The 14,018-nt window shown below is 50.8% G+C and carries 5 protein-coding genes; 2 read left to right on the forward strand and 3 right to left on the reverse strand.

Annotation, left to right across the window (positions count from 1 at the left end; all coding sequences use genetic code 11):
- Nucleotides 1-139: 139 nt before the first annotated feature.
- Together recB and recD are read left to right on the forward strand one after the other, a co-directional pair.
- Nucleotides 140-3,973 (forward strand): exodeoxyribonuclease V subunit beta, encoded by a 3,834-nt coding sequence (recB, locus tag J4377_RS12645; RefSeq protein WP_253485804.1) that lies wholly within the window; start codon nucleotides 140-142, stop codon nucleotides 3,971-3,973.
- Entirely contained in the window at nucleotides 3,970-6,384 is a 2,415-nt protein-coding gene (recD, locus tag J4377_RS12650) for an exodeoxyribonuclease V subunit alpha (protein ID WP_253485805.1), read from the forward strand. The genes recB and recD overlap by 4 nt, the downstream gene beginning before the upstream one ends.
- Before the next feature lie 191 nt (nucleotides 6,385-6,575).
- On the opposite strand, the gene J4377_RS12655 is transcribed toward recD, so the two are convergent.
- The 3 genes from J4377_RS12655 to J4377_RS12665 form a co-directional block, all read right to left on the reverse strand.
- Nucleotides 6,576-7,532 carry a hypothetical protein gene (locus J4377_RS12655; protein ID WP_253485806.1) on the reverse strand — a complete coding sequence of 319 codons (957 nt, stop codon included), beginning with the start codon at nucleotides 7,530-7,532 and terminating at the stop codon, nucleotides 6,576-6,578.
- Between the two features lie 230 nt (nucleotides 7,533-7,762).
- Nucleotides 7,763-13,495 (reverse strand): ATP-binding protein, encoded by a 5,733-nt coding sequence (locus J4377_RS12660; protein WP_253485807.1) that lies wholly within the window; start codon nucleotides 13,493-13,495, stop codon nucleotides 7,763-7,765.
- A gap of 116 nt (nucleotides 13,496-13,611) precedes the next feature.
- Complete coding sequence (locus J4377_RS12665) at nucleotides 13,612-13,935, reverse strand: DUF427 domain-containing protein (protein WP_253485808.1); 324 nt, start codon at nucleotides 13,933-13,935, stop codon at nucleotides 13,612-13,614.
- Nucleotides 13,936-14,018 lie beyond the last annotated feature (83 nt).

A 14,018-nucleotide genomic window follows, 5' to 3' on the forward strand; every position in this document is an offset into this window, starting at 1 on the left:
CCTTCGTGTGAGTGAACCGAAGCCGCTGGTAGCGTAAACTGAGCGTCCTAAGAGTGGCTTGGCGACAAGATTATCAGGTGGCGGGGCACTCATACAGTCTAGGCCCCGCGCTGGGGCGCTTTACTTTCGGAGACCCGTGATGAGTCAGCCCGCCCCGCTTAACCCACTTACGCTACCGCTTCACGGCAGCCGCCTGATTGAAGCCAGCGCGGGCACGGGCAAAACCTTCACCATCGCGCTGCTCTACGTGCGCCTGGTGCTGGGCGGGCAGCACAGCGAAGACCACAGCGCCTTTGTGCGCCCGCTCACCCCGCCGGAAATTCTGGTAGTCACCTTCACCAATGCCGCCACCCAGGAACTGCGTGAACGTATCCGCCACCGGCTGGTAGAAGCCGCTGCGGTGTTTAGGGCCACTGATGATACTGGTTCAGACTCTCTGCTACTCCAGCTCCGCGAGCAATATGCAGAGGCCACTTGGCCCGCCTGCGCCCGCCGCCTGGAGCTAGCCGCCGAATGGATGGACGAAGCCGCCGTTTCCACCATCCACAGCTGGTGCTACCGCATGCTGCGCGAACACGCCTTCGATAGCGGCAGCCTGTTCTCGCTCAACCTAGAAAACGACCAGCGCGAACTGGAGCAAGAAGTGGTGCGCGACTACTGGCGTACCTTCTACTACCCGCTGGATGCCGATGCCCTGGGCAGCATTACCCGCTACTGGAAATCGCCGGATAAACTCCACGAAGATGTACGCAAGCTGCTCCACGAAAGCGACGCCCTCGGCAGCCAACGCCCCGCGCCAGCCGACACATTAAGCGCTGCCGAAGCCGAACGCAGCGCCACGCTCAGCACACTAAAAGCCCCCTGGCACGCTTGGCTAGATGAACTGGTGCCCGCAATGGAAGAGGCCGCCAAACGCAAAGCCTTCAAAGGCCAAAGCTTCAACGCCAAAAGCCGCGCCAGCTGGCTTGGCGCACTGCGCGAATGGTGCGAAAGCGACCTTGAGCGCCCCGCGTTGACGCCCGCCGCCTGGAAACGCCTGACCCCAGACGGCATGGCCGAGATATGGAAAGAGGGCGCCCCCCCCTGCCCAGCCGCCTGGGAAGCGCTGGCGGATATGCCCGCCGCCCTCAACGCCTTACCGGAACCGCGCAACGACTTGCTGATTCACGCCGTGCAGTGGTGCAAAGTACGTATGGAGCGCGAGCAGGAACGCCGCGCAGAAATGGGCCCCAACGACCTGCTCACCCATTTAGACCGCGCCCTGCAAGGCCCCAACAAAGATGCCCTGGCCGCGCAGATTCTGCGCCAGTTCCCCGTGGCACTGATTGACGAGTTCCAGGACACCGACCCGATTCAGTACCGCATTTTTAACGCGGTCTATGACGTCGCCAACCCCCGCCGCGATGCCGCTATGCTATTGATCGGCGACCCCAAGCAGGCCATCTACGCCTTTCGCGGTGCGGATATTTTCACCTATCTGCAAGCCCGCCAAGACACCGCAGGCCGCCACGTCACGCTGGGCACCAACTTCCGTTCCAGCCGCGCCATGGTGGAAGCCGTCAATCACTGCTTCCACTACGCCGATCAGCACTCGGCTGGGGCGTTTCTATTTCGCGAAGAAGGCGGTGAGAACCCGCTGCCGTTCTTATCGGTAGATGCCAAAGGCCGCGACGAACAATTGGTGCACCAAGGCAAGCCGCTGCCCGCCATGACGCTCTGGCCGTTAACAAGCGAAGAGCCACTTTCCAAAACCGCCTACCAGACCGAGATGGCCGAGCGTTGCGCCTCTTATATGGTGGAGCTGCTCGCGGCAGGCCAAAGTGGCAATAAACAAGGCAAAAGCGGCTTCCAAAAAGGCGATGACCTAAGCCCGCTAAAACCTTCCGATATGGCAGTGCTGGTCAACGGCCTGCAGGAAGCCCGCGCCATTCGCTTAGCGCTGGCCAGCCGCGGGGTGAAGAGTGTCTACCTTTCCGACCACGACAAGGTGTTCAGCTCGCCCATGGCGAAGCAGGTAGAACGCTGGCTGCGCGCCTGCGCCGAGCCACTGGCTAGCTCCCGCCAGGCCGAAGCCCACCTGCGCGCCGCTTTGGCAACGCCAGTGCTGGGGCTCAGTTTGGCCGACCTTGATCACCTGCAACAAAACGAACTGGCCTGGGAAGCGCGGGTGGAGCAATTCAGCCACTATCATCGCCTATGGCAGCGCCAGGGTGTGCTGCCGCTGGTACGCCGTATGATGGTGGATTTCGATATTCCCGCCCGCCTACTGGGGGAATTCGAAGAGGGTGAGCGCTTGCTCACCGACCTGCTGCACTTAGGCGAACTGCTGCAGCAAGCCAGCGCAGAACTGGATGGCGAACACGCGCTGATTCGCTTTCTGTATGAAGCCATTGCCGACCCGGAAAGCCACGGCGACAGCCACAAACTGCGCCTGGAAAGCGATGCGGATTTGGTCAAAGTGGTCACCATCCACAAATCCAAAGGCCTTGAGTACCCGCTGGTATTCCTGCCGTTTATCGCCAACCACCGCCCGGTGAGCGATAAAGACATACCGCTGCGCTGGCACGACGCCCAAGGCAACCTTCAGCTCAGCCTAAGCGCCGATGAAGAAACGCTGGCCACCGCCGACCGCGAACGTTTAGGGGAAGACCTACGCAAGCTTTATGTGGCGCTAACCCGCGCCCGCCACGCGACTTGGCTGGGGCTAGCCCCGCTGCAAGGGTTGGAAAATAGCGCCCTCGGCTACCTGATTAGTGGCGGAAGAACCATTGCACCGGCAGAGCTAACCAGCGCGCTGGAAGCGCTGGCTCAAGGCAGCGAGATTGCTGTCAGCGAGCCACCGGCACCCACTGCCCAGCACCTTGGGCTCTCTGCACAAAGCGCCGAACAAAACGCCGCGCTTGGCCACGCCCGCACGCCCACGCGCCCAGCCAAGGAACACTGGTGGATTGCCAGCTACTCGGCGCTGCGCCTTTCCGGCACGCTCACCGCCCCCACGGCAACGCCCCTGGAACCCACCACCGCCCAGGAAGCCACAACATTTGAAGTACTGGATGAACCACAAGATATTTCGCTAATGCCTGATGACATGGAAAGTCTTCGAGCGAAGGCCAGTCTAGGCAATCTTTCGCGAGAAAGCGGAGTTTACGAGGGGTTAAATGAGCATTTCGAGCGAACGATTAACAACGAATGGGCGAGCGCAGACACTTTCCACCTGCATAAATTTCCCAGGGGACCAGGGCCGGGCACTTTCCTGCACGGGCTATTGGAATGGGCAGGCAGACAAGGCTTTGCAGCCGCTGCCAACGACCACGATTCACTCAACGATATGCTATGGCGGCGCGTTCAGCTACGCGGCTGGCAAGCATGGCAGGAACCGCTGGCTGGCTGGCTTTCAGCGCTACTCAACACGCCATTACCGCTGGCCGCGCCAAACCAACAAAGCGTCGCGCTCACCGAACTCACCAGCTACCAAGTAGAGCTAGAGTTCTGGTTGGCCGCCCAACGGGTCAACACCCAAGCGATTGATGCCCTGGTAAGCAAGCACTTACTGCCAGGGGTTGAGCGCCCAGCCCTGGACACTGACACCCTAAACGGCATGCTCAAAGGCTTTATCGATTTAGCCTTCGAGCACCAAGGGCGCTTTTACGTACTGGACTGGAAATCGAACTATTTAGGGCCCAATGACAGCGATTACGAACCGGAAGCCTTGCGCCATGCGCTACTGGCCAAGCGCTACGATCTCCAGGCCGCGTTTTACCTACTGGCTATGCATCGGCTGCTAAAAGCGCGCCTGCCCGACTACGACCCGCACCAGCACTTGGGCGGTTCAATGACGGTATTTCTGCGCGGCAGCCGCAGCCCTGGGCGCGGGGTATTTTCCGAGCCCGCCCCGGTTGAACTGATCGAAGCACTGGACAGCCTGTTTGCAGGCGCATCGTTTTCAAGCCCCGCACAGGAAGCGACGGTATGAGTAAGCCCAAAGACACCCACACCTTCGACCTGTTTGGCGATGCCATCGAGACACAGGATGCCCAGCCCTCCACAGCTTCCACGCCAGTGAGCGCTCACCCTGCGTTAAGCGATACCGCTGAATTGTTAACCCTATGCGAGCGCTGGGTAGCAAGAGGCTGGCTGCGTGATTTAGACCGCGCTCTGGTGCGCTTTTTAGCGGCAGAAGCACCGGATGCCCCCGCACTGCTACTGTTAGCCGCCGCGCTGGCCAGCCACCAGCTAGGCCGAGGCCATGTGTGTCTAGATTTAAACGCCACGCTTAACGCACCGGATTTCGCCCTTTCGCTACCGCCAGAAGGGGATGATTTAAGCGACCCGCCACCGCTGCCCAGCGACGTGCTGGCAACGCTCACGCTAAGCGAATGGCAAGCTGCGCTGCATCACCCACTGCTCACCAGCGAAGGCCCTGGCAATACACCGCTGGTGGTAGTAACGACTCACTCAGGCGCCGGTGATAAGAGCCACACGCGGCTCTACCTACGCCGCTATTGGCAGTATGAGCAAACCCTGCACCAGCAAATCGCCAGCCGCCTAGAAGATGAAAACACCACGCACACACAGGCGGTGAATGATAACGCCACGACGGCAACTGATAACCGTTGTAGGAGGCCAATTTATTGGGCGATGGGTGACGATAGTCACCCTGGCCTTCTCCCCCAGGCCCTGCATATTCTGTTCAAGCCAAGCGACGGCCTCGACTGGCAAAAAACCGCCTGCGCCCTGGCCGCCCGCAACCGTTTCGGCATTATTACCGGCGGCCCCGGCACCGGCAAAACCACCACCGTGGTGCGCCTGCTCGCCCTGCTGCAAACGCTGCAACTGGCTCACTCACCCAGCCAACCGCTGCGCATTCGCCTAGCCGCCCCCACCGGCAAAGCCGCCGCCCGCCTAAATGAATCCATCGCCGGGCAGGTAAGCAGTTTGCCATTGGCACAGTTAGAAAAACTCTTAACGAATTGCGTTATGAGCGAAGATGAGACAAGGCGAAGCGCGACGAAAACGCGGAGTTTACATCCTGTAAATGAGCAGTTTGAGGAGCGCTTCAACACAGTATCATCAAGCGCAATAGCAATTCCCACTGAAGTGACAACACTGCACCGCCTTCTGGGTGCCCGCCCCGACACCCGCCACTTCCGCCACAACGCCGCCAACCCGCTAGCGCTGGACGTACTGGTGATCGACGAAGCCTCCATGGTGGATATCGAAATGATGGCCGCCGTGCTGAGTGCCCTGCCCGCCAATGCCCAGTGTGTGCTGCTGGGGGATAAAGACCAGTTGGCATCGGTAGAGGCTGGCTCAGTACTTGGTGATTTATGCCGCCGCGCCGAAGCCGCCCACTACACCCAAGAAACCGCCCAATGGCTGGAAAGCGCCACCGGCCAGCCGCTGCCGCCAGAGTACCTGGATGCTGACGGCCAGCCGCTCGACCAAGCCATTACCATGCTGCGAGTAAGCCACCGCTTTAACGAGCACAGCGGCATCGGCCAGTTGGCCCAGGCGATTAACCAGCCCAGCCATGCCCAAACTGACCGGGAAAAACAGCAGGCCGTTAGCGCCGTGCTGCGCCATGGCTACCCAGACTTACACCACCTAACGCTTGCTGATGACACCGCGCTAGATAAGTTGGTAATTCATGGCAGCGCGGATAAGTTTCTCAATAGTGGTGAAGGCCGCACCAACCATAAAAGTGAACCTATCGCCCCGCCCACTGGCTACCGCCATTACATAAAGGTGTTAAACGCACAGCGCCCGCGCGGGGAGTCGTTTGAGGACAACCCAGCGGCCTATAACGCCTGGGCCTCTGAGGTGCTAAGCGCCTACAGTCACTTTCAACTGCTATGCGCGCTGCGCAAAGGCCCCTGGGGGGTAGAAGGCTTAAACCTGCATATCGCCAAAACCCTGCGCAGCGAAAAGCTGCTGTTTGGCAGTGATTACACGTTAGAGAAAGGCTGGTATGAAGGCCGTCCGGTGCTGGTCACCCAAAACGACTATGGCCTAAAACTAATGAACGGCGATATCGGCATCACCCTGGCGGTGCCGGATCCCCGCAATCCGCAACAGAAACTGTTGAGAGTTGCCTTTCCTTCATCAAGTGCCACGAGCGAGGCCGATAACCCCATCCGCTGGGTGCTGCCCTCCCGCCTGCACTCGGTAGAAACCGTGTTCGCGATGACGGTACACAAATCCCAAGGCTCGGAGTTCCTGCACACCGCCCTGCTGCTACCGCCCACTATCAACCCGATTCTCACTCGCGAGCTGGTCTATACCGGCATCACCCGCGCCCGCGACTGGCTCACGCTAGTGGAAGCTAAACGCGGGGTGTTGAATGAGGCGGTGACTAGAGAGGTGATGAGGGTGAGTGGGATGTAAAAGGTTGTAATCAAAACCGACATTAGCGGCGGTGGTAATGTCGGTCTTCGGCCATGAGCGGACGTTGAGGCAATGCTGATTAACGTCTAAGCTAGGTTACGAGGCGTTAGCCGCCTCCGGTGGAGCGCAAAGCGCGGAACAAACTTGAGCGCCTAGTTAGCCTCATGACCTGGCTCCTTTGTTCCAGGTCGCTACCACTCTTCCTCTATAAAAACCTGCCGCAAAAGCGTTCTATCAACGGATTGCGGCTTTTCGAACCACTCCCCCTTTGGGTTCGCAAAATCCGAGTATATCGTCGTCATTAACGCATCAGGGCTAGTCTTACGCCCATGAATTTGCTCAAGCGACCGACTTCGCGGCTCCCAAAGGTATAGTTCGCCAGGGAGTTCCCTGAATTGGTCACCATCGTTGCCAAACATCACTACACCACTGGTCTGCATTTCGACCACTCCATTTCGTAACCGCAGATCATTTCGTGTTCGAAACTCGACTGTTTCGCTCTCAAACGCACCCCATCCGCTATTTACTTCACTGTATGGCTTGTCTAAAGCCAAGTGCACGCCACCGTCATCAAGCGCATAGACTTTAACTGACTCGCCGAGTGTTCCTGTCCCTGTGATTGATATATATCTCACCATTACCAGAGAATGCGGAGACCCGCCCGTGTCTTCAATGAACTTTATATCACGCACACCTAACGGATATTCCGAGTCTGCTAACACTACCCCGCCGCTCGCTGAATCAATGAAAATCACAAACCCTTCGATATTATACTGGTCGACGGTTGATATAACCGTGATTCCACCGACTGTTTTCGCAAGCAGATTGGCGTCAAAATCCATCGGTCTCAGAATATACTGGAAATCTTCACTCTTATTTCTGAGGTACTCGCGCAATGCCTCATATGCCGCTTTAGATTCACCCGTCTTTTGTTTTGATATCACCTGAACCACTGTAGCGAGGTCACTCCCCCCAAATACTGGCTTGGCGAATGAATAGACAGACTTTCCAAATAGAGTCAATTTCTCAATGGCTTGGGTCACATTAGCTAAGGCAATGATAACCACTCCCACAACAACCACAAACGACAAAGCTTTGTGGTTCTTCAGTTGGCTCAGAATAAAATCTACTTTGCTTTTATCGCTCAAGCTTCGCACCTTTTCTCAATTACAATGCCGCCCACGTGAGATGCTAGCGGCTCATATAGGATGGGCATTCTGGTGTTCTATTCGATGCATGGCTAACGCCGCCAACACGTGAAGCTTTGAAGTGGAGACGAAGCCGCAACGGAAAAGCTGTCGCTGTGCTTGGCTTTGTTAGCGCCAGTATCCGGCTCAAAAAACATTAATAATCAACTATATTAAATATTTTCATAAAACTAAACTGGCGAAATAGCAAACGTTTTAATTGGCTCCGAAGCGTGAGCAAAATCACGCCTGTCAACACAAGTCATCTCGGCAATGAGGTAGTAGTTGCCACCAGTGTGTGCCTTGAACTTTTCAAAAAATTCTTTGGAAACTGTAAAATACGTTCCGAAAGAGTTTCCTACACCTCCGTGATGGACTGGATACCATTGGTTTACCCAGTATCTCCAAGCACCATTACTTATGCTGCCGCCGAAATACTCTACGCTAGATTCGCTTTGGTTTACTGTGTTGATTGGTAAGTCTCCTACGGAATAGGTAGGTCGAAAATAGCCTCTCGATAGCCAATCAGTTTCCCACCTACCAAAGGAGGAAGGCCAGGTCCATTTGGCTAAAGGAAATATGCCTCGCTCAGAATTCCGCGTATGATCTATTGAATCAAAAATTAACTTAGGGTCGTCAATTTCAGGACTTTGAAGAGCGAACAGAATGACCTTTAGATCAAGACATACGCCAGTGTGGTTTCTTAATATGGGACCGTTGGCATGAAGCAATATTTCATTAGGATCAGCGGCAAAATCTGCTAAATATCGCTCAAGTTCATTCTGTCCAGGCAAAGAATCATCTTTGCTCAAATTACCAACTACGGGCCAGCTGTAGGGTGGATGGGAAGGAGATAGATTTACAGCAATAGAGCCAAATGGTAGTGCCTCTAGTGCATATGAATAGCAAACCTCGGAAGGGATTGAGTGCTTGTGCATAGCATAAGCTAATGTACGAAGGAATGCAGACACTATGGAGGTCTCTGCACGCCATGAGAAGCTTATTTGGATTTTATCCTGACGGTAAAACTGATCGCCGCAAAAATCATATGGGTCGAACATGTAGCATGGTCTTCTTTCCCATACTTTCTCCCATTCAAGAAGGAAATGCTTCTCAAGCGGTACATTGTGCTCCTTTTCAAGCTCTTGAATAATAGCTATAAATCTCAAGGGAACGCCGTTGGCAAACTTGTCATACTTGGCTTTGTTTGGAGTTAAGTTATCGGAGAACATAGAATAGAGAATTGATAAGTCATCTCGGTCCCCACCCATCAGATCTAATGACGTCAATAGTGTATCGGAAATAGTTGAAGGGTATTGAATTGCTTTTGTAACCTCTTCTTCGGTAAAGGGGGGAGTTTCGACTAGCAACAATACAGATAAAAAATCTACGATATCAGCCTCGTAGGGTTGCTGATTCAAATAGTGTAAATATAAGGCGCGAAATTCGATATTTGAGTCATCTTGCAAGAGGGCTGCTATTTGCTTGGCTGTTAGGAGTCGGGCGTATCTATCGGGCCACTTGAAGTGCAATAGAGTTAGATGGAATGGAACATTCTGGATTGATACAGGGTCGTCATACCAATACAGTTTGGTCAAAGGAAGATGCGCTATATCACCTTCAAGGCTAGTTACCATAGTTTCAGTGATCTCGGCCGCTAGGACAATCTGTCCTGCTGAGACCAAATAAGTAACAAGCTGAGTAGAAGGAACGACTATATTTTCATCCCTCTGTAGGCTGGAAGAGCCTGGTGCCATCGTGTCGCGAAGGAGGTTTTCCCAATGCCTGCTGTAAGTATTGCCATACTCCCTTAATGCCTCTTCTGATCCAGAAGAAAAATAAGGGCTCCAGCAATTGTTTAGTTTGATATTCCTGACAGCCCACTTATAAGCAGCCTTCTTTCCCTCGGTATTTTTGCTTAGCAAGAAAATATGATGTAAGCACCTATTCAGCTCGTAATCTGATTTGCTTTGGTCATAGTAGTCGCTGAATGTAGTGAGAATGGAACTCGCTTGGCCTTGAACAGCCCAATAGTTAATCCAGTCCGAAACAAACTTTTCACGGATCTGGTATGAAACAGAATGTAAGGCCGCTGCCAAATCAGTGAGGTTGGTGGGGTGTATAGTAGATGCTTCAGGACATTCTGTTTTGACATCTTCGTTAGTGGAAGAGCGCTCTCTTGGCGATGGAGGCATGCCTCCAAGAACGTGGCACTGGTCTTCGAAAATACCTCTAAGAATATCATTATCTGTGCTTCTTTCATCTAATGCTGTCATTGCATCAAATGTTGTAATGCATCTTAAAAAAGAGTGCTCTGGCTGCGTAGAAAGTGGAAATGACTTTACGAAACTTTCAAGTATTAGATGTGTTATATGCCAATTTTCTTCTGATAGATGATACTCAAATTCGTCTACAAGGCGTTCTGGGTTGTGCTTTGCCAATAATTTAGTGAACCATCCTGGAATATGTCGAATTTCTCGCTCTGAAAAATCAAAGACATCAGTTGTGAACGTTGTTACTCGTTCTAGCCAATCAGAAACTTGGGGGCAGTTTGAATCAGAGCATTCCTGTATCGCCTCAAACACCTCATGTAATGTAATGTCTTTTCTATGGCCATAACCGACTGTATTGAGCGCGGTACGTTCTAGAAATTTCGCGGCTTCATCGTAAAGGCCAAGGTTGACTGCCAACTTTGCCAGATCAAGACTGTCATTTGCCAATGTTGCAGTATCATCTCTACGGAGTATCTCGGCATCAAACAATTTGGAGAATTCTAGAGATGCAGCTTCTTTAGGGAAATTGAAGATTGAGTTTTGAGTGGCAACATCGAAAAATACGCGAGAATCCCACCAAATACTTTTGGACAGGGCGCCTAGCTGATCTTGATTGAGGTTTCCGAATTCATCAAGAGAGTTGTATAAAATATTTAGATGAATCGATATTTTGGCTAATACCTTTCTAATGCTGAATAGGACTGCGGTGATTTTATAGCCCATTAAAAAATCATCTGGGCGCTCTAGAATGGCAAAAGAGTCATACAAATCAGACATCTTTAAATCTTTGCCTTGCTTTAGGGTTTTAGCAGTATTCAATGATGCAAAACGGAAGGTTAACCATGCGTTTTTGAGAAACTCCTGAAGATTCGTTGGATTGGTGAACTTCGGAGTTTCAATGTCTGGGCAATTATTGAAGTTTGATACGAGTGTGCTAAAAAAGTATTCATAAAACGGAAGATGGCGGGTGTCTTCATACTCAACAGGGCATTCAATTTCTTCAAGTGCGACTATTTTAGGTTCGTTTCCAGCTAAAAGTTGATAGAGCAAATATATGCTGGACTTCGCGTCTCCAACTTTAGGGTTAGTGGCTTCGAGTGCGGCGCCTTCAACACTTGCCGCTAAAACTATTTCATCGTAGATGATCGGAGCAATATCTTCTGGAATTTCAAAGCGGGATAAATCAAGGAGTAAGTGCCTATGCCCATATTGAACAAGTAGTTCAACGATTTTCAGGAAGGAAGAAGCCTTATCATTCAGCCTGCTATAGAAATCGTTTATGCGCTCTAAATCAGGATTGTTATAGCTAGTCAGCGTATGAAGATAGTCATCGACTAGAGCGTTTAGAGTCTGGTAATGATTTGAGTCTTCTTGGCGGGCATAAAAACGAATTCTTCGATAGATTTCCTGGGCACAGGCATCAACGACCCTTTCGTCTTTGTCTTGGAAATGTTTGGCTACGATTGCGATTTCATTGTCTGAAATAATTCTTAGATTGTCGGCTCGCCAAAGAAGACCGAAATTGTCTCGCGAGATACTAAGTGAGCAATCGAGAAAATCACTGAAGTCCTGAATCTGAAACTGCGGTCCATTCAGCAGTCTCATTTTTAATATCCGTAGTCTTAATAGTTCTGGATATAGACTTCTTTCAAAAGCGATGCGTTCGGCGATGTTAAAAATGTGCTCTATGTGCTCTAAGGGGTAGCCCTTACAAAGCGATTGTACCAGCCAGTCTCTAGTGGTTCCTTGTAATAGCGGGGCTTCATTCCCTAGATTGGCTTCAATAATCCACTCCCAGCCCCACTTCCAATACTCAGGCGCATGCGTATTGATCCACGTTTGAGAGATTCTATTTAGCCTATCTCTTGATTGAGTGAAAACATCCTTACGCTTTAAATATACGAATAGACTGCTATGAAAAGGGTTTATACCACTTAGTCTCTGCTCAACGAGGTGTTGAATTTCAGAAAAGCTGTTTTGAAAAATAAGGCTGTCGTGTAAGCAGTAGCCTAGGTGGGTTTTGTCTGGCCAGGAAAAATCGGCATTCGCTATAAGAAGAAGAATTTCTTTTGCGCTCTCAGAAAGCTTCACCCATAAATGCTCGTAGTACGCATGTATGTCTCCGTCTGGGCAGGTCGGAAGTTTCTCCACATCATATTTATTTATTTTGTCATTTTTTAGCTGCAGGCTATTCAGGGAATAAAGAATATGGAGAGGGTATCCATGAGAAATGTCCAACAACGCTTGTGATATTTCTACAATTTCACTACGTTGATGCTCATCATCACCAATTACATTAAGTTCTTCGCTAGACACTAGGAAGTCAATTCTTGACTTAATTGCTTCAAGACCCATGGAGGGGATGTCTAGCCAGGATTTATCCCTTGGTGCTGAGCGTAACAGTGAATTGGGAAGATGCGAGTCGCTTATCGGCTGCGTTCCGAATAGCAAAGAAACCTTATCTTTGAAGGGGATAATCCGATTAACTAAGTGTTCGAGTTGGCTTATATCTGATCTTGCACGATAAACATGATCTAGCCCATCAATAATGATAACTAGGGTTTTGTTGTCTTCCGCAGCTGTATCTGCCGCCTTACTTATCCAGGCCTCAAGCTGCTGGGGGTCAAATTTTTCACTATCGAAGTCGTTGGGATAAAGGGTTTTGATCTGACTTTGTAAAGACTGAGCTGCATTATTAAAAGCAATCCTGTCGCCTATAAATTGGGGTGATAAATAGTAGTGGTGTCTAATTACAGGTGTCTTCTTCTCAATTAGTTCGTCAGTTAAGAATGATAAATATGTGCTCTTTCCCATGCCCGGAAGGCCTGAGATAACTGAACTACCTTGCTTGGCTGTTCTATTCAATATTTCGGTATGAAAATCGTCTGTGGGAGGTGTATAACCGCCTGGAATTTCAAAAAACTGGGAAATTGTTTTTCTAGTTCCCAGAGATAAGATTTCGTTTATATGTCTAAGATAAATTTTGCCATCTGGTGATGGTTCGTTTTTTCTTGTAGCCCAGCGTTCAATAGCTTTCAATAATTGAAGCCAGCTTTCATTGCTAGCATGGTCTGGTACAAGTGAATCATGTAGTTTAATTTCTAAGTCATCAATTTCCTTTTGGCTATGTTCAAAAATTAGTGTTGCGAAAAAATCCCTAGCCTTTTGTTCTGTTCCTAGCTGGCCAGATATTTTGGACTTAATATCATCTGGTATGAGTGAGTAATCTACTTTGTCTTCTTTTAGACAATTTGAAACAATCTGATCAGGTATTCTGTTTGTAATAAGCTTGGCAATAGATATTGTGCTGGAAGTACCAAACTTCTCGATGTCGGCAGACCATTTTTCTATAAGAGATGTGCCATTGCTCTTCTTCTTGAGTAGCCAGTCAAAATCTAAACGCAAATCTTCACGTTCAGAATCAATTGTGAATTTGACTTGGTAGAGCTCATATTCTCCATTGGCTGTACAGCAAATAACATCATCAAGGCTCTTGACATGGCCAAGCCCTTGATTACCCTCTATGCTCATCCATTGATACTTCTCTGGTTCGTGAAACCAATTTATCAGTGTGCGAATACACATAAGGTCTTGGTATGTGTATCCAACGCGAGTTAGTTGTGATGGTTTAATTTTAGAGGATGTGACCAAAAGAAAAATCCTACTTATGACTTCGGCTCGCTAACAGTGTATTAGACGGCGCGTTTTATGATTGGATGGACGGGCTGGCACTTTTTTGCGGAATGTCCGCTCAGGGCCGAAAGGCATCATTCGCTCAATTCCTCATAAAACGCCACCTTCCCTGCTATCGCCTCTATGCCTTCAATCGGCTTCTTATAGCTCCAAGCGACATCCTGACTTTCACCCAACGAAAAATACACCGCATGCCCTTTGAACGGGCAATAAGTGGTGGTTTCTGAAACGCTGAGTAAGTCCATCCGCACGTCTTCACGTGGAAAGTAGTGACGTGCCGGGTAGCCTCGTTCATGGAGTTCGATGGTGTTAATGGAGTCGGCGATTAACGTGCCATCAACATGCGCCTGCACGCGTTGGCTAATAGGGTGAAGCTCAATGCGTGGGAAATTTGGCATTAGGTTGTTCCCTGCGGCGTTATTCGCTCTAATGCTTCGATCCTAGCAGTTAAATTATATTTAGCCCACTTTGCAGACTTAGT

The organism is Halomonas sp. XH26 (genome assembly GCF_024138895.1).
GTDB lineage: Bacteria > Pseudomonadota > Gammaproteobacteria > Pseudomonadales > Halomonadaceae > Vreelandella > Vreelandella alkaliphila.